The organism is Lysinibacillus sp. NPDC056232 (genome assembly GCF_042267565.1).
Taxonomy (GTDB): Bacteria; Bacillota; Bacilli; order Bacillales_A; family Planococcaceae; genus Lysinibacillus.
In genome coordinates, this window is record NZ_JBHJTF010000064.1 from 1 (window position 1) to 20,991 (window position 20,991).

Below are 20,991 nucleotides of genomic sequence, written 5' to 3' on the forward strand. Positions count from 1 at the left end.
CTCTAATTTCTATCCGTCACTTTGACTCTTCTTTCCTTCGTTTCTGTAGCTTTCGAAAAGGGCAAAATTAGTAAGGAGGATCATTTTGGTGTTCTAGAAGCAGGTGCCGATCAAAAAATTAATGAGCACACCATTTTTAATGCTTGCTCGATCAGTAAGTTTCTAACAAGCATTTTAGTGTTGAAATTCGTGGAACAAGGGATTGTAGATTTAGATGAAGATGTTAATGAAAAACTAGTTTCATGGAAGGTTCCTAACAATCAATTGACAAAGCATAAAAAAGTTACATTACGCAACTTATTATGTCATCAATCTGGTATTGTGGACCCTAAGGGCAGTTTTATGGAACTAGAATCTTTCAACGAAATACCATCTATGGTAGAAATATTGAATGGTACAACTCCTTATTGCCCTACTACTATTGAAGTGACTTATGAACCTGAAAGTGAATTTCACTATTCTGATGCAGGCTTTTGTCTTATTCAATTATTACTAGAAGATATAACGCAAAAACCTTTTTCTCATCTCATGGACAATTTTATATTTAAGCCACTGCGTATGACGAACAGTACATTTTCTATCTCTCTTTCAACAGCAAAGTTAGATAATTTTGCGTGTGGCCATGATCAAAATGGAGCGTTAATTCCAGGGAACTATTCTATTTATCCTTATCTTGCAGCTTGTGGTATATGGACTACGCCCAGCGATTTAACAAAATTATTACTGGATATTATACATGCGGTCAAAGGGCAAAGTAAAATTGGCATTACTACAAAACAAGTAAAAGAACTTTTCCGCTCACAGGGATGTAAAGAATGGACAGGTCTCGGCGTATTTTTAGATGGCACGGACGACAAACTCGAGTTTTCCTCTCTTGGCTGGGGTGTTGGGTTTCAATGTATGCTAGTCGCCTATCCATACCTTGAACAAGGGATTGTTATGATGACCAATACTGATACAGGTATGCATCAAATGAAGGGAATCACGGGTGAAATTTACCATTCACTTTACTAATAACGGAAAAAGAGGCTGATGATCAAGCCTCTTTTTCCTATACACAGAATTATGGATTGAAGCCAAGTCCGCGGAAACCGACAACTCGGAGTATAAATCAACTTTGGGGCTGATCATCAAGCCTCTTTCTTCACCTTATAATGCATTTGCACCATTTGTCCATAGCGTTGTGTATTGACTAACTTCAAATCTTGATATGGATTATGATCCTTATACAGTGGAATTCCAGAGCCTAAAAGATGCGGTGTAATCGTAATAATTAATTCATCTATTAACTCTTCCTTCATGAAAGCATCGAGAATTCCTGCTCCGCCAACCATCCAAATTTTCGCACCTGCCTGTTCCCTTAATTTTTTCGTAAACGCTACAACATCTTCATTCACAAACTCAACATGTTCGTTTTTACCACTTTGTGATGCTGTGAATACATAACATTTCTTATCGGGATATGGAAAAGATTCAATATGGTCTACAATGTAATCGTACGTTCTTTTCCCCATAATAATGGTATCGATGGATTGATACATGTCGGAATAACCAGCATCCCCTTCCCCCTCTGTTTCTTCTAACCATTGTAAATCATCATTCTCTTTCGCAATAAATCCATCCAAACTAGTCGCAATATATAAAATGATTTCTCGTGACATAAAGTCATCTCCTTTTCTCTTTTGTAAAACTCCTGAACAATATTTATACTAATCATAAAACATGACAACTACTGGCATGATTAAATGAAAAAGGTGAGAAAATGTCAAAAGCAAAACGTCTATTAGATATCCTTCTGTTTGTGAGTGCAAAAAAGAAATTTACAGCACAGGAAATTTCAGATGAATTCAATATATCGATTCGCACGGTTCATCGTTATATTTTAGATTTAAGTGATATGGGCTTGCCTATTTACGCAGAACAAGGACGAAATGGTGGCTATACTGTCCTAACGAGCAGACTACTCCCACCTATTTTATTTACAGAAGATGAGGCCGTTTCGATTTTCTTTGCGTTCCAATCACTTCTTTATTACCGTGATTTACCTTTTGATACTGAAATTAAATCCGCTTCTCAAAAGCTTTATAGCTCGCTACAAGAGGAAGCAAAGCGGAAAGTGGATAAACTTCAATCCTACATTGCGTTTTGGAATCCTAAACGGGCGATTGAAACCCCATTATTGAAATCCGTTTTAGAGGCAGCCATCGAAAACAAAAATCTACATATTCACTATGAATCCAAATCAGGGACAACAACGAAACATATTCATCCAATTGGTGTTTATGCTCATGATGGATTGTGGTATATGCCTGCCTTTGATTTCATAAAACAAAAAATATTATTGTTTCGTGTAGATCGTATTATTTCCATCGTAGAAAGTGAAGAAAACAAAGAGGTATTTTTAAATTTGAAGGAGTGGTTTAGTAGCATATATGAAAATAAACAACCTATCCGTTTACATGTACTATTATCAAGTGAAGGTGTGCGACAATGCAAAAGCGAACCAAACCTTGAAGATTTTGTCGTTATAAAAGAAGACGGCACCGGTTATATTGATTCCATAATAGATAAAGGTGAGCTTAATTTTATTAGTCCCCTCTTCTATCGACTTGGTATGCATGCACAAATCGTAGAACCGAAAGAATTAGTCGATATTTTACGACAGCAGGCAAAAGACATTTTATCTATGTATCCAGAAAATGATTAATGTTATATGACGATTTTGTAAGATTGGCGTAACATTCATCGTTACTACTTTACGGACAGCCTCTTTATACTTTGTGATGAGGAGTGAGGAAAAATGCAACCAATTGAATTAAACAAACGAATTGATACATTAGACTATTTAAGAGGATTTGCTTTATTAGGAATTATTTTAGTCAATATTCCAGGATTAATGTTGATTAATCTACCAGACACATCTGTAGATATTGCATATGATAGGTTTTTAACACTTTTTGTGGAAGGTAAGTTTTTTACCATTTTTTCATTTTTATTTGGTGTAGGCTTTTATATTTTCATTTCCCGTGCAATGGCTAAAAATGAAAATGCCTACCGATTATTTATTAGAAGAATCATTATTTTATTGTTAATCGGACTTGTACACTTTTATTTCCAACCTGGAGAAGCATTAACCATCTATGCCATATTTGGGCTAATCGCGTTACCATTTTACAAAGTTCGTAAAGAAATAAACCTGACTATAGGGCTTATATTATTAGCGGTAACCGCTTATTTTGGCATAAAAATTGTGATGCCGTTTCCGCTAATTTTACTGGGATTAGCTGCTGGTCAGTATCGAATTTTTGAAAAGATCCATGACAATCGTAAAAGCATATGTATCTTTACAGTTATTATGTTCTTTATTAGCATAGGGGGATTGCTGCATCAATGGCATTATGTCCCTGACGCAATGGTGGACTTTAACAATATTACAGAAGATGAATATGCAAAACACGTGACAAACGTTGAACAATTTCCACTAATCGGGCTTCAATTTAGCCCATTTGTTTCGGCATTTTATGTAGGATTATTAATGCTTTTACTGCAACTTCCTATTTTCCAGGTCTTGCTTTCACCATTAAAGGACTACGGCCGCATGGCATTAACAAACTATTTAGGACAAACGGCGCTAATCTTAATAATCGGCAACGCCTTTCATCTTATAGAGAATATCCGTCTCGTCCAATCTCTTTGGATTTGCATAGGCATTTACATTTTCCAATTACTATTTAGTAAGATTTGGTTAAAATTCTTTAAATTTGGTCCATTTGAGTGGTTCTGGCGCATGGGTACTTATTGGACAGTACCTTCTTTGCTAAAAACTTCAACTAATTCTAAGGAGCGCCAGTAATAAAAACAGGTACTGTTATGACAAAGACCTAACAGAAATCTTTTTTACTTCATAACATAGTAATGTACCTAATTCGCTTCCAACTTGCTCATTCCTTGGGCAAGAAACACACCCCCATTATTAAATCTTTCTTTGGTCACTTTCCGCTTAGGATAAGTGACCTTTTTTCATATCATTTACCCCAAAATTTACTTCATATAAAAAAACCGACAAAATCATTCAAGATCTTGTCGGTACTCTGCTTATTTAGCAGCCCAAATATCAATTTCTAATTTAATCTCAGGAAGTCCTAAAGCAGTAATATAAGCAATCGTCATAGATGGATATGGATTTCCAAACATCATTTCCCATTGTTGATAGAAGTCATCCCAATCTATTTCTTCTGTTGCCCAAATATTGGCCTTCACCACATTATCTGAGTTAAGTCCCTCTGCTTCTAATATTAATTGAATATTTTTTAATGTATTCTTAACCTGCTCTGTTTGAGAAGATGGCAATTCACCGCTAGCTCCTACTCCAATCTGTCCAGATAATGCATACATTGTTGCATCCTTAGGAATTATTGTAAGATGGCTGTAATTGCCAACAGGGCTAGGTACTTGGATTGGATTTTTGCGTGTTATTTTAGTATTCATGTTAATCTCCTTTAGGTTTTTATTTTTCTAAAAAAGGGCAGACTCGCCCCTAAAAACTCCATTTTAGAAAAAAACAGCTGTTGAGAATCCGATACCCATACTTAAAAAACGTATTGATCTTTTTTTCATTTGGATTCTCCCCCTTCACCTAAAGTTATTTTCATATTACCATGTTTTTCATAAAATAATCAAATCTCTACATTTTTATTTCTTTTTCCTTTTTGGTGAATATCTTCACTAATCCCAATAAACAATAAATCACAGCTGACACTATAACACTATAAAATAACACAGTGATTGAGGTTGGACCCCATACTATAATAAACTCCCAATTCGATCTCTCTGGTAATAGTTTCGGGAACATAATGATAAGTGCAAAAATTATTGCAACACTTAAAGAATGAAAGATTAATAAAAAAGTTCTTTTTATATTTAAAGATACTCTAATTCGTTGTTTTTTAACAATTTCCCTTAAGGTTGTAAGCAATAGAATACTTAAAAACATCCCCAAGCCTACAACAATAACACATATAAGTGAAATAATTTTATCCAAATTCTGAAAGATGTCAGTATGAATAGTATTTACCGTTTTCCCTTCCCACAAATCTATCACACCTTGCCCTATCACAGTTGTATAGCTCGAGTTCATATTGGATAATACGGCTACTCCTAATTGTTCATCGGGCTGCATGACGAAATAAGATGAGAATGTTGGATTTTCACCAGCATGGGATATATATTGTTCTTCTTTTCCCATAACTCCCCATCCACTTGCATAGTATGTGTCCTTATCGAAAGGCTCTACAGATTGATCTGGGATATGTGATTCTTGAATAATTTTATGATCAAACGAATCAATTTGGCTATTTCCTAACTGTAGCTTTAACCATTTCGCTATATCGTTTGTGTTACTAATAATATATCCAGCAGGTACATTTCCACGGTAGATTGGTGGTGTATATTCCTGCTCTCTCATCAGTCCTATTTTATATCCTGAGGCCATCTCATTTGATTTAACTTGATGAAGTCCAACAAATGTATCATTCATAGAGATTGGCTTTAATATTTGCTGTTTGATATACGTATCAAAGGGTTGTTTTGAAACCTTTTCAATAACAAGTCCCAAAACATCATAATTGATTGTTGCGTATTCAAATGAGCTACCTGGTTGTCTATTTAATGGCTGATCAAGCAATTTTTTCACCGTCAACTCAAGAGCATTCGGTTCGTTGCTTTTTGGGATATTAGATATTGTGTTAGTAGCTATTCCACTTGTATGATACAGTAACTGATTAATAGTAATTGAGTGAAGCTTCCCATTATATTTTAACTTTAACCATGGGATATACTTCCGGACATCATCAGAACGTTTTAGTAAGCCTTCCCTTTCCAATTGTAGAATGGCTAATCCTGTAAATGCTTTCGATGTAGATCCTAGTTCAAATAATGTATTAGAGGTAACTGGTGTTTTTGACTGAACATCGGCATATCCAAAGCCTTTTTCATAAACCGTTTTCCCCTTTTCTACAATTACTATCGATATCCCTGGAATTTTACTAATCGCCTTTTGCTCTTGAACAAATTGATCAATCTTTTGAGTTTTTTCATTTGCATCTGCGTTTACTATTGTTGGCATTAAACTATACAAGGCCACAATCATAACAATTATAGACATATAGATTTTTACTAGTGATTTCATTTTCATTTCTCCTTTAAGCACTCATTGCTGGTACAAGGTTATGAACTTTCTTAACAGCATCGTTAACTATACCAAGCAATTTGGACCACAACTATCGTTTCACATGACTAAAAACATCAGAACATGACAGTTTTGTAACGTACAGTGCTTTTTAAATCTTTATAGACTTGAAATCTAAAATAGACATAAAAAGATCAGATTCTCATTCTAAAAAATAAGAACTGATCTTTTTTATGATATCCATTAGGATTTAAATATTTTCTTTCTTCAACTTGTTGCTAAAAAGAAGAAAAAACTGTGTTGTTATCGTTTATTTTTAATGACAACCTCAGTTACAGCTAACGATTTTCTTGGTTTAATATTATTCAAGATAATATCCGCGATGTCATTAGGATCCATTAATGTTTTCGTTTTTTCCTCAGTAAATATCCCGTCCCAAAATTCTGTTCTCATACCACCCATGTATACAGCACATACATTAATAGCTGTTTCGCTTAATTCTAATGCTAGACTCTCGGTAAATCCTCGCACACCAAATTTACTAGCACAATAAACAGATTCAGTTACTTTTCCATCTAATCCAGCTGTAGAAACAATATTAACAATTGTTCCTTCATTACGTTCTTTCATACCTTTTAGTACTGCTTGTGAACAAAAAATTGTTCCTTTTAAATTAATATCAATCATTTGATGAACTGAATCCTCACTCAAGTTTTCAGCATAATCAAAATAACCAACACCCGCATTATTAATTAGTAATGGAATGGATCCAAAATCATCTTGTATAGAATGAATGATTTGAGTAACCATTTGTTTTGAAGAAACATCCACCTCATAAATAGAATAGCCATTAGTTAAAGTTTTAGCCGTATTCTCAAGCTTTGATTTTGTTCTACCAAGTAAACAAATGTGATAGCCTAAAGACGAATATTTTTTAGCAAGTGCTGCACCTAAACCACTGCCTGCCCCTGTTATAACAACGATATTTTTACTCATACTGATCATCCTCTCTCGTACATAATTATACCAAAATACGAGTTTCTATCAATAAGAAGAACATGACACTGTATCCTCACCACGCCTTATCGAGAAGCCGTAATAGGTACTGTTACACATCTAAGTTACTCATATAACGCCCAATATCCTCAATACCCGCAAAAGTAAAAATAAGGTAACACTCCTAAAATGCTAGAAAGTCATAGCTCATTCAATAGCTTACAGGTAAATCAATTGGGGTACATTTGAGAACAATCTTCTCCTTTGTCCCCTAAGTCAAGTCACTCCATTTTTAATGAGTGATTTTTAATTTTAGGTTTACTACTGAATTGACGTTTTATAAAACCACTTTCACTTTTTGATAGTTCCCTCCTGAACTTTATCAATCATGGTCCATATATGTCCAACTTTTCTTGTCAACCAACATTATTTTGTCATTTTTTGGGTTTTCGATGCATATACTATTATATTTATTAATCAAAAGGCATACTTTCATCGAACACAGAATATAATTCTGGAGGGTGTTAAATGAACACTATTAAATCTTTAATTTTCCCCCAAGACTTGCATAGATTAAGCAAAACTCTACTTAAAGAGATTTGTAATAAATTGACTTTAGAATCCAACGGCAATGTAAATGAATTAGCTAGTAGAGTATGGGATGTTTTTGAGCATATTGAAGGCGATGTTCTTAAAATAATCAGCAATAATATTTTCTCTGGAGCAGTTTCTTTAGCCTGGTTCCAATCGACAAATAAAACTGATTTCACAGGATTTAAACAAAGTATTATTAATAAAATGCCATTTAACCCTTTCGAAACAGTGGTTACACCAAATAGCGAAAATGTTCCTATTGATCCTACCATTATTGCTGCTGCTGAAATCGAAGGTTCACAAATATATTATTTACGATTTATTCATAGAACTGGTGTTAATGTTGATTACTTTTTAGCAAACCGCAGAGAATACATTAAACATGAAATTACAACAGTTTACATTGATGAAGTTAAGGGAATAATTGAAGTACGAGCAAGTTCAGCTGTTGCCAAAAAAATAATTGCTTGGTTAACTAAAATAGTCGATGAAGAATACGAATTCAAACAGTATGATTTATTGGGTAATTATGGTGGAAATCTTGCGACTTTAGCGGATTCCCTTCAAGGAAGGCTGATTGATGCTACAGGAAGACCAGCAGGATTAGTCAATACATTTGAAGAAACGCAGGGTCAATCCATTGTGAGTATACTTTCTGCAATTGATGAATACTATACTAATGGTGAATTATCAGTTCTAGAGCAAAATTTAAATTGCGAACATATAACTGGTATTTTAGAAACAACACCTTTTACTTTGTTACTTTTAAGTGGTCTTGAAACGATAGGATTAGGTAGTATTAGAGAACTAAGAGGTTTACCCTTATACAATTATTTAGAACCTTATCTTTCCAAACAAAAAGGATCTATACTATTTGAACATAGTGTTGATGGCGTGAAACAAGAATATTCTGTTCGAATCGGTGTAAATACAAAGACATTTAAGTTCAATGTATTTGCGTCCGAACCTGTATTGGATTATATTAGAGAAAAATTGATTTACCAAATTTATTCTGCGAGGTAAAAGTATTGAGCAATTTAAAGCCATGGGAAATTTCTCAAAAAATAGATAATGCACTTGAGGCAATCGCTATCAGTAAAATCGGAAAATTTTACCATAGTTATATTGCAAAAATAACTAACTTACCTCTTGGATTAGTTATTGATCAATTATCTGAACTAGAAAAACAAGAAGCACTCGTTATAAAATTAGAATTTCAATGTGAGGAATGTAGTAGAAGTATTTTGACTACTAGTAAATCCGAACTTGAAAATATTGATTCCATTACTTGCAAATATTGTGGTACAGAAAATTGTTTTGATCCTTTAAACGCTATTCCAATCATTGAATTAAGTGAGGATTTCAGACAAAGTTTTTCAAAAAAAAAATTAATAATAAAAAGGAAAATGTCGGGTTAAGTAAACACAATAAACCTGAGAGTTTAAGAGAAATTATAGATATTCTAGCAAAAGAAAATTCTGATCAAGTATTAGATAAAGTATCAAAACTTGGGAAAGTTACTATTATACTAGGAGATGGTTACATGGGTGAATCTAGTAAATATGGTGGTCTAACTTTTGGAGAAAACAAAGGTAATATAACTATTGAAAACAATGGTACACTCAGTCAAGGGATAGCTAGCCCTCCAAGTGACATTATCAATGCTTTACAACAACTTCACGAAGAAATTCAACACCTATCGGATGATCAAAGAGAAATTGCAGAAGCTCATTTTGAACTCCTTGAAACTTATATAAAAAATGGAGATAAAGAGAAAGCTAAAAAACCATTAGAAAAATTAAGTACTATAGTAGGTGTTATTAGCTCTATTGTATCTATCGCTTCAACCTTAGGACTTGGAATTCCTTTAAAATAATTAATATCAAATGTTTTTAGGCTAACATCATTTGCGAACTCCTTTACGATTTCCGTGACATCCGCGGAGGCTTTGGCCAACGTGATGTTGGTCACTCAGTCGTGTTGTTGCTGTCGCTTCGCTTTCGCACAGTTAAATTGCCTCAGTACATGGCGTTCTTAGACTGAGTTCCTATATTTCAGAGGATGTCAGTGAGGTAGTCATTTACTGCTGCTTTTGGTGCATCATTAGTAAATTTCAGAATATCATTATCCTTTTTTGATTCTTCAATTTAATCCAAGTAGAATGTAATGACAACACAGATCTTAAATCAGAAGATCAATTATGGGAAAACTTTTTAATATTGTCTTTTAAAGGTGCTGTCTGTATATTACGAGGTACTGAAAAACATCCCGTTTTTAATGCAAAAAAACAAAAAGACCAATTTTTGCTCATGAAATTGAACAAAAATTGGTCTTGTTCTATTCTCCTTTACTATCTTTTTCTTCTAAAAGTGTAATGATTCGTTTCAAATTCACGTCGAATATGGCTGTTGTACTCTATTCTTAAATTCGCTTTTTTTTGCTTCTATTTTATAATGAGTACATGCAAATTCCTTTATTCTCCCCTGTTTTGGAATACTTCTTGTTCTCCGTACTTATCTAAGAAAATTCAGATTTACGTTTTTTAATGATGGAGAGATGCGTTCTCAATATACATATGCTGAATTGTATATAGAATTATGTTTAGTCCTTTCAAAATAGGGAAAAGAAAAAATATAGAGCCAGATTCAATATTTTGGGGAGGGATTAATAATGGCGAAACGAAGAACAGGTGTTGTAATTGCAGGGTTAGCTTTAATAGCATCTTATTTAAGAAAAAAAGAAAACCGTGATAAAGCATTAAGTTTGCTCGATAGTGCAAAATCTAAATTAGGATCCTATTTTAATACTGTGGAAATGGACAAAAACATATCCGAGCGGATAACTGCTCAAGCTGCGACACGAGCTGGAACATCTCCAACAAAAATAGCTTCAAACGAAATGGTTGCTGAAGGTGGAGGACATACAGGTATCCACTTTTTCAATGAAGAAATTCAGGGAAAAGAACAATAATAACACAAACCTTCTCAATCCACTTTAGACCACTGGATATAGTAACCAATTGAGTTTTTCAATTATATTAAGTATTAAAAGTCGATTTGTACCGAAAATTTTGGTATAAATCGACTTTTTCAGTGGCTTCCCCAACACAGATTGACATTTTAGTTTATTTTTTATTTAGCTACTAAAATTCTTTTTACTCAAATTTTGCGTAACTTATAAAAATATCCCCTTCAAAAAGGACATGTAATTGACTAGAATTATATAGTCATTTTATATGCCCTATTTAAAGAGGATCATCATTCCAAACTAAGTATTCTCCAGTTTATTTATCATTCAAATCATCAGGATAAACAACTTTGTTAATTACATCTCCATTTGCTTCATCTTTAAAAATTACTGTAACTTTAAACTTCTCCGGATCCATTCCACTGAAAAGTTGATAATACATACCCACTATAGCAAGTCCCATTGATGACATAGCATCAAAACTGTTTTCAAACTGTTCTTTATTTACAGTTAGTGTAAACTCCGTAAATGACTTGTTATAAGTTACATCTTTTATAGAAGAAAAATCATCACTAGTTTTAATTTCATCTACCGTTTTTAAAACACTTTCTTCCAGCTCTTTCAACATTTTTTTATGCACTGATTTAGGCATTTTGTATGTTACAGAGCCGTCACTATTTTTAATGACTTCTTTAACCCCTTCTTCTTTTGCTTCAGTAATCGCTGTGTCGATGTCCTGACCTTCCAAAAACGAAGCTGGTATTGTAACTTCAACGTTTAAAAGTCCTTTATCGACTTTTAATGATGTTTCCTCTGTTGTTTTATCAGCATTATCGGTTTTCTTACCACTATCGCTTTCTTTATCCTGGCTACATGCTACTAGCAAAATAACTAGTAGCAATGTTAGTGGTACTAAAAGTAATTTTTTCATTGTTCAAACTCCCTCCTCCATAAATATACATAAACGTATGGGAATTTACTATATCAATTTTTATCTTTTCCTCTTTCCTTTGCTTTTTCATGCCTTGGTAGAGTTACATCGTAATGATTTTCTGCCCATATGTTAAGACACACTTTATGAGTATTTTAATTGCAGAAGATGTTGCTGTTACACAGTTGCCAAAATAATAATTCTTTCAATCTTTACACAAATTTGGGGTACAAGTTATTCTTGTACCCCTTAAAAATCAATATATAAGCATTTGTAGCACTATCTAAATATATTATGTTCATAAAGGTAATCATACGAAAGATCGACGAACAAATACTCATGCTCGTTAATAGCAATCGAAAATGTTCTTGTAATTTCCCCTGTCTCGATATCTCGATAAAGCTCTGAAATTTCTCCGCTTTGATCGTTGCGCATTTTAATGATTGTTTGTAGAAAGTATGGACGCCAACTCCAGTTTTTATTGATCGCTCTTGGCTGCAATTCCCACTGACCATCTATTCGCATTACGTTTGGCGATAGTTGGAAACCATCTTCATTACAAATATATACTCGGAACGAATAACTATCCAACAGCTGCGCTAGATGCTCTAAATGTGTGATGTTGTCACTAGAAGGTTTAACACGTTGGACGATCGCTTCTAGCTCTTCCCTCAACTTTTTCAACTCAAAATATTGCGCCTCCAGAACTTTCTTTTCAGAGGTAATAAATTGCTGGCACTCCTCTTTAAAACGTTCTTTTAAAATATCCTTCTCTACGAATGTCAATGCAGAATTTGCCAAGTATCTGCCCTGATAAAATCGGCCCCCATTCTTCCAGGCAAATTGTAATTGATAAACAGTTTCGATTCCTTCAAATAAAAGATTTGCGCCAATTTTATAAGCCAGGCTACCTATTGCTGATATCATATCTGTTTGTGCAGACCAAGAATCATAATTTAAGTCCCGTATATTGACCTTTAAGATTTGTGGTGATAATAGAGCAATGTGCTCTAAATGACTCTCCGCTCCTACTTCCTGAATCGCAATTTTGACACCGAAAGTTGTAAAGTAACGTACTGCATGGTGCAACTTATGAATGTCACCTAAAAAACGATGCTCAGAAACAACTAATACAATACGATGTAAATCTTCTTCGCTAATATATTGTTGAATAATATTAAAATGACTTTCACCGAAATCCTGCATCAGTAAGTTCGGGTTACTTGGAATATAAATATCAATATCCTGTCCGATTTCTTCTACTTTGGCTAATGCAGCGTGTAAAATTTTATGTTCCATATCGATACGATATTCTTCTGGAATATCTTCGTTATTCACAAAGTCTTTTAAATTAATTTGTTGACCCTCAATTTGTAACTGTCCGGAAATTTCGTAGGCAATCACCGTATGCGCATCCGCGCTAAATATCGGTTGAAAATACCCATGTATTTGATCTAAATTTGTTAACACTTCAATTGCATCCATTGTCGAAACCTCCATACATGATGTTATCCAAGAATAACATTACATTCACAGCTCATTTCATGAAAAAAAAGCTCTCTGACTGTATAATAATTTGTTTAAAGTAAATTGGCAACTTCACATGGCGTCATTTTATGGAATAAATTGTTTCGGAATTTAACTAACTCCACCAAAATGATGTATTCATCAAACGGATTAGCGTTTAATAATTTTTTCCACACGCCTTCTGCTCATCACTTCTTGCAATAAAGGTCATAAAAAGTACCATAACTAAGACGAAAAAACATTTCTTTTTCATAACACATTCGTACACTAAAACATGTGCTTAGGTTTAAGTGCATGTTTCTGACAATTCATCATTCATAACGACTTTCCCATAAAATAGGTTCTTACGTACATATATTTTTTTTAGCGTCACTCTAACACATGAATTCGCTTTTTTCATGTAGTACAGTACAAAAATCCCCTCAGAATTTCTTTCTATTATAACTTATGCAACAATCGGAAGTGGAAGCCGTGATAACTAGAGGTTTTCATCCTATTTCCTATCATTATTCAGCCGTTCACCCATTTATTTTTTGTGCTGATGCATTCCCTATTAGTTAGATCAATTATGCCTTGGCATAATTGCATGAAAGAAGTTAAAAAGCAGTATTCCAACGTATGGATTATACCCTACAGGAATACTGCTCATCACTATTCTGACATAAAGAAATACCAAATAATCGCAATCGTAATTAATGCTAGAATGACTGCAAATGTTACACGTAGTGGTGAAATCGGGGCATCTCCACCTACTCGACCTGTCTGTCCATTCACCATAAATCGATAAACCTTTTCTTTGTAGCGGAATGAAGAAAGCCAAATTGGTAACATTAGATATTTATATGTAATATCATCATGTGTTGTTGAGAAATGTAAACCGGATACTACATCCGCATGATGTTCCCAACGTATTTTGGAAGTAATTTGTGCATCCAGATGATTTGAAATTTCTCGCTTCGCTTGACTCCATCCGTCCTGTAAACCAATACTGTAGCGCTCTGATAAAAAGCCTGATACATATTCTGGTTTATAGGCTTTATTGTTGAGTAAATTAAAGGGTTCTACTTTTCGCATCATATTGCGATCATAACGGGCTGTCGCACTGATTAAATGATCATCAATAAATTCCTGATAAAAACCGCTTGTGGAATACCAATCCGTTTCAGTTCGAGTATTGCCCTCTTTATCTGTAACTGTTCGATGTCTACCGTATCTTGCGGAATACCTTGAACTTGTTTTAGTATCAAAAGTCCAATATGGAAGATAAACGCCTTTAAATGAATCCGGCTTAGCACTATCTTTTGCTGCCCTCGGTGTAAACCATTTTCCCTTAATCCAACTTTGGAAGTTCTCTCCTGCTTGCTTATCTGTTATTTCAAACGCGCATACCCCATTCGGTGCTAGTGTATTTTTAGCACTAGCCTCCATAACCTGATTGGAACCACAATATGGGCAACTATCGGCTACCTGTAACGCATCGTAAATTGTTTCTGCCGCACAGGATTTACAAATAACTGTTTTTTTCTCAACACCCCAGTTAAAATTCCCACGTTCTTCAGCCTTTGCAAAATCCATTTCCTGGGCAACTTTTTCTTCTCGCTTCTCCGGGGCTGCAATTTCAGTCTCATAGCCACAATATGGACACGTTAGCTTTCCCGTTGCTGGGTTAAATTCAATAGATGCACTACATGATGGACACTCAGCGTCAAAATCAAGCTTTACTTGTTTTAAATTTTCAGCATCTTGCGTTGGCATCATTAGTCATCTCCTTACTTAACATCATTTTCATCAAAGACATCGCCACACTCCGGACAGAACTTTGGTGGGTTCGCAGGGTCTTCTGGCTGCCATCCACATTTATCGCAAACGTATTGTAATGCTCCAGAAGGTTTTTTAGCACCACATTCACTACAGAATTTACCTTTGTTGACAGTACCACATGTACAAGTCCATCCTTCTTCTGCAGGTTTTGAGGTCCCACAATTTGAACAGAATTTACCAGTGTTTTCGTTGCCACATGCACATTTCCATGCACCTGGGTTCGTCGCTGATTGTTGTTGCTGGGCTACCTGTTTATTTTGCTCATTCATTTGGTAAAGCTGTCCTGCATTAACACCGCCTGCTTGTGTAGCCATGTTCATGCCCATAAATCCTGCCATTGCTCCACCATCATTTTTGGATGCTGCAATCATTGCTTCCGCCTGAGCACCCGTTAAATGAGCCGCAGCCATACCTGGATCACGCATTACTGCATTTCGTTGTAATTGTTTAATCATTGCTTCATCTTCTTCAGATGCTTTTAAAGAACTAATGCCAAAGGATACAACTGCTAAACCACGTGTTGCTAGCCATTTCTCTGATAACACTTTATTAAGGGCATCTGCTAGAGCAACAGTATGCGCCGGAATTTCGCTATAGCGAACCCCGCTTGCTGAAATATGTGCGAAAGCCGGCTGCAACGCAGTCATCAGCTCCGTTTTTAATTGGCTATCGATAGTATCTCTTGTAAATTCACGCTCTACGTTTCCGCAAACATTCGTATAGAATAATAATGGATCGACAATTTTATATGAATATTCCCCATGACAACGAATAGCAATATCAATATCTAAGCCGATATTACGGTCGATAACGCGGAAAGGAACTGGTGCTGGTGTCCCATATTTATTGCCTACGATTTCTTTTTTATTAAAATAGTACACACGCTGATCCTTTGCAGGTTCTCCTCCAAATGTGAAGCGTTTACCAATCTGCTTGAATGTTTCCATAATGCCTTCAGACAAATCATTGCCATACATAATCGAAGGCTCTGTTGATGTATCATAAACATACTCCCCAGACTCCGCAGAGAACTCTACTACTTTCCCTTGCTCGACAATCATCATACATTGTCCTTCATTTATAGCAATAATAGAGCCATTACTAATAATATTGTCATTACCTTTATTGGACCCTCGTTTAGAAGTACGTTTAACACCCTTTGCCACAAGAATATCTGCTGACAGTGATTCACAATAGAAATATTCACGCCATTGATCTTCTAAAACACCTGCTAATGCGCCAATCCCTGCTTTTAATAAACCCATATTTATTCCCACCTTCAACTATATACTTAAGACTTATTTTATCACTTAAAATAATCTAATCATTATGTAGTACGCATAAAAAGAACAATTTGTTTCATATTTTTTCAACTTCTTTAAAAAAAGAGGCAGCTCCATAGGAACTACCTCTCTCGTTTTAAGTACTAATAACTGCTACTATCACTTTTTCAGTGGATCTTAGCGTTTCTTAAGAAAATGCGGAAATAGCCACAAGCACCCAGGCAATGATAAATAACATACCACCGATTGGGGTAATCGCCCCAAGCTTTTTCACACCTGTAACAGCTAATACATATAAACTGCCAGAGAAAAACACAATACCAGCTAACATTAAATAGCCTGCCCAAGAAAGCATGCTAGAAGCTCCTAAAAGGGCATCACTCGATAAAATACCAAGCCCTAGTAAACCTAATGCATGGTACATATGATATTGCACCGCAGTTTCCCAAATGGCTGCGTAGTGCGGTGACGCAAATTTATCTTTTAGCGCATGTGCTCCAAAAGCGCCTAGTACGACACCAAGACAAGCCATAATTGCACCTATCGCTAATAATAGTTCCATATATGTTTCTCCTATTTCGTCTCACATGCAATTTCTTTGTATTTCGCATCCCATGCCGGATCAATTTTACTTAAGGATACCGGACGTAACGTATCTTTTTGCGCAAGAATATGTACGGACTGAGCAGTCGCTGCAATCGTGCCATCTTCATGTAAAATTTCATAGCCATATGTTGTACGTAGACGATCGTGCTTTTCCACCCATGTACGTACCGTTGCCACTTGGCCATAATGCATAGCTGCCTTATAAGAAATGGATAAATCCATCACTGGTGATACATAACCATCTTTTTCTAACTCCGCATACTCAAATCCTGCATCATTGACTAACTGAGAACGGCCTATCTCCATCCAAATGATGTAGTTCGCATGATACACCACGCCCATTTGGTCGGTCTCAGCATATCGAATTTCAATTTGTTTCTCACTTACAAACATTTTCTTCACCTCGTTCTACATTATAGCGTAAAAATATTGATTTGGCGGGGTTTTTGTTTTTTTGATTTTTGTGAGGTGAAAATTAATGGCTCGAACAAGTGTGATGATTACTAAAAACAAATTTATTATATGTTTATTTATATTCCATATAAACTCGTATAAAATCTTTTAATTGGAGTACTTTCTGGGGTACTGGTTATTTTAAACATAAAATATAAAAGCATTGAGCAGGTGCAATATTATTAATACCTAATCAAAAAATCACTCATTATTTTCAGATGAGTGATTTTTTATTAATATCTATACTTAGTTTACACTTACAATACTTGCCATTATTGATACGATTTAATAGAACATATACATATAAAGGAGATTACTTACAAATGAAGAAAAAACTAATTTTTAGCGCAGCACTTGTACTGGTGCACCATGCCCCTTAGCGTTTCTGTTGCCTACTGGAGCACCTCGTGTTCGTTTAGTAACGTTACCTTTCAAATGGTCATCCCACTTATCTTGGTTCTTCCATTTTCCGATTTACGAATCGGATAATTCTAATTGTTCAGCACTATCCTTTAAAAGCATTTGCCCTTTGCTTTCAAGCCACATTTGAAACGCTTCATCACGTTTCGGATTCCTTGATCTAGCCAAATCTCATACACCACCACCTCCATCATTTGTTTTGTAATCACCCCATTATGCTAGTTGCTTAGAAAACAAAAAAGCTACACCTAGTATTAGGTATAGCTTAATTGATTATCGAGTTAAGAAGTCGCCATTACGATTCATTTGTGTACCATAGAAAGTTACATTACCACGACCATCTACATCTACAGCTTCCTTCTTTATAGTCATACCTACTAAAGTTACATACTCAGAAGTTAACATTAATTTTACATGTTCTATATCTACTTGAGTAGTATTAGAAACAGCACTTTGACCTTTATTATCAACTATAGTAACAGTTACAAAGTTCTGCATCAGTCCCACCTCCATTTCCTTTCTATAATAATCTAAGTTATGTAAATTATGTAATAATATTTTGACATAATTATTTCACTCTCAAAAGGCAAGTACCAACAAATCGAATGGAAGGAAACTCTGTTCGATGCTCACTTTTGAGAGAAAAATAAAAACACCTTAATACTATCAGGGTGTTAGTAGATCAATTATTTCTTCATAATTAAAGCAATCACATTATGACCATCAAAAGATATTTTTATATCAACGATGGCTTTATGATTCAATAAGAAATTATTAATCGAGAGTTTTGACATTAGAATCTCTTAAAACTTCCACTTTCATCACTTACACCTCCAACCCAATCATAAACCAGAAGGTGAAAACTTTTCGCTCTCAAAACCACAGCAAACTTTGCCATCTTATCACAAAGCATTTTGGCTGTTTGATGCTGTTTTCAAAGCAAGAGAAAAAGCCTTCATCCTAAGATGAAAGCTTAAATTCATAAAATTGTTCTTTAATAGAACTCACTACCCATTGATTATTTCTTTTTATAAGTAAAACATCTTGTCCCAAAAATCCATTCTTTCCAGGTACCCCTTGACTGATAGTGATTTTCATATTCGTTTCATTTGGATAAGAATAACCACCTCTTTGTTTGGACATATCCGTAAAGCGTAAGTTCCCAATAATAATTAAATTAATCATTTCATCAGTGAAGTATGGCTTTAAATATTGTCTTTTTTGAGCGACACTCGCTACATTGTTTACTTTCTTAATGGCTTCACCTAGCAGCTCCTCCTCATAAGGATGAATAAGATTTATAACATTTTTCACTTCTTTAATTATTGAATATTGACATTTAAATTCCATCTTACATTCAGTTCCAAATGAAATTTCTCCTATTTTCCCATCATAAGGTACAGCTTTTTCTAGTGGCCTCCGATACCCTTTTGTAACTGTATAAGAAACAACATGATCATAATTACCGACTGTTAAAACCCCTAGTTTATTTAGCTCATTCCTTAATTGTTCAATGTATTCTTCTGGCAATAAGACTTCAATCTTTACAAATTCTATATCCATTTGACATCTCTATAATTTTTGCATTCTTCTAAATTATACATAACTATTCCGAACAAACCCTTAAAAATCGAAAACTAATACCTCCAGCTATTTTGTAGTGTTTTCTCTTTTAACATAGTTTTGCTCTCCTATGTCTCCTATATGATATAATTACATATCTGACTAGTCTAAATAGAAGGTCATAAACCAATTCGAGCTGTAGCGACTGCAAACGCTGCGGCTTTTTCTTTTACTCATAATGAAACTTTTATAACTCTCTTTCGTAAATACATAAATAACCAATTCAATGGAGGTGCCTAAATGAAAGATATTTTTAAAGGAATTCTAGCAGTACTCTTAGCCTTAGCTTTATGGGATGGAATTAAATACATATGGAATCTTTTAGTTTAAACACCGAGAAAACAGCCAATCTTTGGTTGTTTTTCTATTTGAACAAATGTTTACAAGCTTCTGCTGAACAATTTTCACTCTCAAAACCACAACAAACTTTGCCCCCACATCACATATAATTACGGCTATGTGATCCAGTTCTCAAAGCAAAACAAAAAGCCACACCTTGTTAGGCGCGACCTTCATTTCTCTTAATGACCTGTTTAGTTTTCCAATGTACTACAAAGCTTATAATCGACACTACGACAGCTACTACATATAATGTTGTTGTTAAATAATGAACTTGTTCAATTCCTTCTCTTAGGACAATCTTTATAAAAAAGAAAGTTGAGACTAACATAGCTATTACTGTAACCATATTAGAATATTTTGCTTTGTTTTTCACACTCATCTATTTCACCGCGCTCTACACTAATCATAATGCGCATGGAATTATATGTAACTACTGAAAATATGAAACGTAATGAAAAACCACTACTCATAATGAGTGTGCCTTTGAAAATCCTGATTATAATTCTTCTAAATAGATTGTCACTAAGATACTTCTTGGACTGTAAGTAAAAGCTCTTTCACTCACGGCCCTGTAATTATCATCAATATTAACTACATCACCAACGTTCGGAATCAAAGCTGATAAAGAATCGTTGATGTCATACGTCATAATTACATCTCCGTTTTGTTCACAAAAATTTATATTAATCTGTTCTAAATTACTACGCACCTTTTACCGCCACCTTCTAGATTAATCATAGACTGGAAATAGATAATTGTGTAATAGAATTTTGATACATAATAAAAAGCCACGACTCATTAAGAGTGTGACTTAATACTGGATATTGCTCTACAGTTATAGCGATTGTTCTTAAATTATCTTTAAACGCTTCGGCACTTACGCCTGTATGTTCAGTAAATTAAACAAATGTTTTTATCCTATTTTTCTATGAAATTTTCAAGTTCTTGTTCGTTCATCACTAACACCATATTTCTTCTTATTGTTCAGTAATATTTTCTTAAAATAGGAAATGTATAAAATCAAACATTCATCATTGCACACACTTTTACTAAAAAATATAGTCTTATATAAATAAGGCTTTTTATTTAAACTTATATTTTAATAGTAAATAACTGCATTTGAAAGGCGTGCAGATTGGCTGATGCATATATTTTCTCATCATTTTTATTAACTTAATAAAGTAACGAACTACATTTTAATGGAATACGGTCAACCACTTCATGCCTTTGACACTTCAGTA

21 protein-coding genes and 1 pseudogene are annotated in these 20,991 nt (G+C 34.4%); 7 read left to right on the forward strand and 15 right to left on the reverse strand.

Annotated features, from left to right (window positions below; genetic code table 11):
* Positions 1-21: 21 nt before the first annotated feature.
* The gene (locus ACFCYJ_RS26115; RefSeq protein ID WP_376078733.1) at positions 22-1,014 is read left to right on the forward strand and encodes a serine hydrolase domain-containing protein; all 993 of its coding nucleotides are present in this window, start codon (positions 22-24) and stop codon (positions 1,012-1,014) included.
* Between the two features lie 116 nt (positions 1,015-1,130).
* On the opposite strand, the gene ACFCYJ_RS26120 is transcribed toward ACFCYJ_RS26115, so the two are convergent.
* Positions 1,131-1,661 carry a dihydrofolate reductase family protein gene (locus ACFCYJ_RS26120; RefSeq protein WP_376078735.1) on the reverse strand — a complete coding sequence of 177 codons (531 nt, stop codon included), beginning with the start codon at positions 1,659-1,661 and terminating at the stop codon, positions 1,131-1,133.
* Between the two features lie 101 nt (positions 1,662-1,762).
* Between ACFCYJ_RS26120 and ACFCYJ_RS26125 the strand changes: the two genes are divergently transcribed.
* Together ACFCYJ_RS26125 and ACFCYJ_RS26130 are read left to right on the forward strand one after the other, a co-directional pair.
* Positions 1,763-2,707: a helix-turn-helix transcriptional regulator gene (locus ACFCYJ_RS26125; protein WP_376078737.1), complete on the forward strand. Its 945-nt coding sequence runs from the start codon at positions 1,763-1,765 to the stop codon at positions 2,705-2,707.
* A gap of 93 nt (positions 2,708-2,800) precedes the next feature.
* Positions 2,801-3,853 (forward strand): DUF418 domain-containing protein, encoded by a 1,053-nt coding sequence (locus ACFCYJ_RS26130; RefSeq protein ID WP_376078739.1) that lies wholly within the window; start codon positions 2,801-2,803, stop codon positions 3,851-3,853.
* A gap of 242 nt (positions 3,854-4,095) precedes the next feature.
* Here the strand turns inward: ACFCYJ_RS26130 and ACFCYJ_RS26135 are convergent, their stop codons facing one another.
* The 3 genes from ACFCYJ_RS26135 to ACFCYJ_RS26145 all read right to left on the reverse strand — a co-directional run bounded on the left by ACFCYJ_RS26135 (position 4,096) and on the right by ACFCYJ_RS26145 (position 7,183).
* The gene (locus ACFCYJ_RS26135) at positions 4,096-4,488 is read right to left on the reverse strand and encodes a RidA family protein (RefSeq protein WP_376078740.1); all 393 of its coding nucleotides are present in this window, start codon (positions 4,486-4,488) and stop codon (positions 4,096-4,098) included.
* A 196-nt stretch (positions 4,489-4,684) separates the two neighbouring features.
* Positions 4,685-6,193, reverse strand: coding sequence for a serine hydrolase domain-containing protein (locus ACFCYJ_RS26140; protein ID WP_376078742.1), 1,509 nt, complete (start codon positions 6,191-6,193; stop codon positions 4,685-4,687).
* Positions 6,194-6,490: 297 nt separating this feature from the next.
* On the reverse strand, positions 6,491-7,183 hold the full coding sequence (locus ACFCYJ_RS26145) for an SDR family oxidoreductase (RefSeq protein ID WP_376078744.1): 693 nt from the start codon (positions 7,181-7,183) through the stop codon (positions 6,491-6,493).
* A gap of 528 nt (positions 7,184-7,711) precedes the next feature.
* Between ACFCYJ_RS26145 and ACFCYJ_RS26150 the strand changes: the two genes are divergently transcribed.
* From ACFCYJ_RS26150 to ACFCYJ_RS26165, 4 genes are all read left to right on the forward strand, one after another.
* The gene (locus ACFCYJ_RS26150) at positions 7,712-8,800 is read left to right on the forward strand and encodes a hypothetical protein (protein ID WP_376078746.1); all 1,089 of its coding nucleotides are present in this window, start codon (positions 7,712-7,714) and stop codon (positions 8,798-8,800) included.
* 5 nt (positions 8,801-8,805) lie between these two features.
* A complete protein-coding gene (locus tag ACFCYJ_RS26155; protein ID WP_376078747.1) occupies positions 8,806-9,195 on the forward strand; it encodes a hypothetical protein in 390 nt (129 codons plus the stop codon).
* 125 nt (positions 9,196-9,320) lie between these two features.
* The gene (locus tag ACFCYJ_RS26160) at positions 9,321-9,653 is read left to right on the forward strand and encodes a hypothetical protein (RefSeq protein WP_376078749.1); all 333 of its coding nucleotides are present in this window, start codon (positions 9,321-9,323) and stop codon (positions 9,651-9,653) included.
* 794 nt (positions 9,654-10,447) lie between these two features.
* On the forward strand, positions 10,448-10,747 hold the full coding sequence (locus ACFCYJ_RS26165; RefSeq protein WP_376078751.1) for a hypothetical protein: 300 nt from the start codon (positions 10,448-10,450) through the stop codon (positions 10,745-10,747).
* Positions 10,748-11,060: 313 nt separating this feature from the next.
* On the opposite strand, the gene ACFCYJ_RS26170 is transcribed toward ACFCYJ_RS26165, so the two are convergent.
* The 11 genes and pseudogenes from ACFCYJ_RS26170 to ACFCYJ_RS26220 all read right to left on the reverse strand — a co-directional run bounded on the left by ACFCYJ_RS26170 (position 11,061) and on the right by ACFCYJ_RS26220 (position 20,459).
* Positions 11,061-11,675, reverse strand: a complete 615-nt coding sequence (locus tag ACFCYJ_RS26170) for a hypothetical protein (RefSeq protein ID WP_376078753.1) — start codon at positions 11,673-11,675, stop codon at positions 11,061-11,063.
* A gap of 279 nt (positions 11,676-11,954) precedes the next feature.
* A complete protein-coding gene (locus ACFCYJ_RS26175; RefSeq protein WP_376078755.1) occupies positions 11,955-13,160 on the reverse strand; it encodes an EAL domain-containing protein in 1,206 nt (401 codons plus the stop codon).
* A gap of 693 nt (positions 13,161-13,853) precedes the next feature.
* Positions 13,854-14,957 (reverse strand): TFIIB-type zinc ribbon-containing protein, encoded by a 1,104-nt coding sequence (locus tag ACFCYJ_RS26180; protein ID WP_376078768.1) that lies wholly within the window; start codon positions 14,955-14,957, stop codon positions 13,854-13,856.
* Positions 14,958-14,971: 14 nt separating this feature from the next.
* Positions 14,972-16,288 carry an SPFH domain-containing protein gene (locus tag ACFCYJ_RS26185; RefSeq protein ID WP_376078756.1) on the reverse strand — a complete coding sequence of 439 codons (1,317 nt, stop codon included), beginning with the start codon at positions 16,286-16,288 and terminating at the stop codon, positions 14,972-14,974.
* A gap of 205 nt (positions 16,289-16,493) precedes the next feature.
* Positions 16,494-16,868: a DUF423 domain-containing protein gene (locus tag ACFCYJ_RS26190; protein WP_376078757.1), complete on the reverse strand. Its 375-nt coding sequence runs from the start codon at positions 16,866-16,868 to the stop codon at positions 16,494-16,496.
* Between the two features lie 11 nt (positions 16,869-16,879).
* Positions 16,880-17,305, reverse strand: a complete 426-nt coding sequence (locus ACFCYJ_RS26195) for an acyl-CoA thioesterase (protein WP_134024032.1) — start codon at positions 17,303-17,305, stop codon at positions 16,880-16,882.
* A 534-nt stretch (positions 17,306-17,839) separates the two neighbouring features.
* The gene (locus tag ACFCYJ_RS26200; protein ID WP_376078760.1) at positions 17,840-17,953 is read right to left on the reverse strand and encodes a phage terminase small subunit-related protein; all 114 of its coding nucleotides are present in this window, start codon (positions 17,951-17,953) and stop codon (positions 17,840-17,842) included.
* A 105-nt stretch (positions 17,954-18,058) separates the two neighbouring features.
* The gene (locus tag ACFCYJ_RS26205; RefSeq protein ID WP_376078762.1) at positions 18,059-18,292 is read right to left on the reverse strand and encodes a hypothetical protein; all 234 of its coding nucleotides are present in this window, start codon (positions 18,290-18,292) and stop codon (positions 18,059-18,061) included.
* A 759-nt stretch (positions 18,293-19,051) separates the two neighbouring features.
* Positions 19,052-19,348 (reverse strand): annotated as a pseudogene (locus ACFCYJ_RS26210) (cytochrome C biogenesis protein); the annotation flags it as partial.
* A 559-nt stretch (positions 19,349-19,907) separates the two neighbouring features.
* Complete coding sequence (locus tag ACFCYJ_RS26215) at positions 19,908-20,096, reverse strand: hypothetical protein (protein WP_376078764.1); 189 nt, start codon at positions 20,094-20,096, stop codon at positions 19,908-19,910.
* A gap of 150 nt (positions 20,097-20,246) precedes the next feature.
* Positions 20,247-20,459, reverse strand: a complete 213-nt coding sequence (locus tag ACFCYJ_RS26220; RefSeq protein WP_376078766.1) for a hypothetical protein — start codon at positions 20,457-20,459, stop codon at positions 20,247-20,249.
* Between the last annotated feature and the right edge of the window lie 532 nt (positions 20,460-20,991).

What these genes read in the sequence shown, in the direction of transcription:
- ACFCYJ_RS26145 (WP_376078744.1), bottom strand. Translation starts at nt 7,183, where the DNA reads ATGAGTAAAAATATCGTTGTTATAACAGGGGCAGGCAGTGGTTTAGGT.
- ACFCYJ_RS26175 (WP_376078755.1), bottom strand. Translation starts at nt 13,160, where the DNA reads ATGGATGCAATTGAAGTGTTAACAAATTTAGATCAAATACATGGGTAT.
- ACFCYJ_RS26170 (WP_376078753.1), bottom strand. Translation starts at nt 11,675, where the DNA reads ATGAAAAAATTACTTTTAGTACCACTAACATTGCTACTAGTTATTTTG.
- ACFCYJ_RS26125 (WP_376078737.1), top strand. Translation starts at nt 1,763, where the DNA reads ATGTCAAAAGCAAAACGTCTATTAGATATCCTTCTGTTTGTGAGTGCA.
- ACFCYJ_RS26130 (WP_376078739.1), top strand. Translation starts at nt 2,801, where the DNA reads ATGCAACCAATTGAATTAAACAAACGAATTGATACATTAGACTATTTA.
- ACFCYJ_RS26150 (WP_376078746.1), top strand. Translation starts at nt 7,712, where the DNA reads ATGAACACTATTAAATCTTTAATTTTCCCCCAAGACTTGCATAGATTA.
- ACFCYJ_RS26195 (WP_134024032.1), bottom strand. Translation starts at nt 17,305, where the DNA reads ATGTTTGTAAGTGAGAAACAAATTGAAATTCGATATGCTGAGACCGAC.
- ACFCYJ_RS26140 (WP_376078742.1), bottom strand. Translation starts at nt 6,193, where the DNA reads ATGAAAATGAAATCACTAGTAAAAATCTATATGTCTATAATTGTTATG.
- ACFCYJ_RS26190 (WP_376078757.1), bottom strand. Translation starts at nt 16,868, where the DNA reads ATGGAACTATTATTAGCGATAGGTGCAATTATGGCTTGTCTTGGTGTC.
- ACFCYJ_RS26135 (WP_376078740.1), bottom strand. Translation starts at nt 4,488, where the DNA reads ATGAATACTAAAATAACACGCAAAAATCCAATCCAAGTACCTAGCCCT.
- ACFCYJ_RS26185 (WP_376078756.1), bottom strand. Translation starts at nt 16,288, where the DNA reads ATGGGTTTATTAAAAGCAGGGATTGGCGCATTAGCAGGTGTTTTAGAA.
- ACFCYJ_RS26165 (WP_376078751.1), top strand. Translation starts at nt 10,448, where the DNA reads ATGGCGAAACGAAGAACAGGTGTTGTAATTGCAGGGTTAGCTTTAATA.
- ACFCYJ_RS26180 (WP_376078768.1), bottom strand. Translation starts at nt 14,957, where the DNA reads ATGCCAACGCAAGATGCTGAAAATTTAAAACAAGTAAAGCTTGATTTT.
- ACFCYJ_RS26120 (WP_376078735.1), bottom strand. Translation starts at nt 1,661, where the DNA reads ATGTCACGAGAAATCATTTTATATATTGCGACTAGTTTGGATGGATTT.
- ACFCYJ_RS26160 (WP_376078749.1), top strand. Translation starts at nt 9,321, where the DNA reads ATGGGTGAATCTAGTAAATATGGTGGTCTAACTTTTGGAGAAAACAAA.
- ACFCYJ_RS26215 (WP_376078764.1), bottom strand. Translation starts at nt 20,096, where the DNA reads ATGGTTACAGTAATAGCTATGTTAGTCTCAACTTTCTTTTTTATAAAG.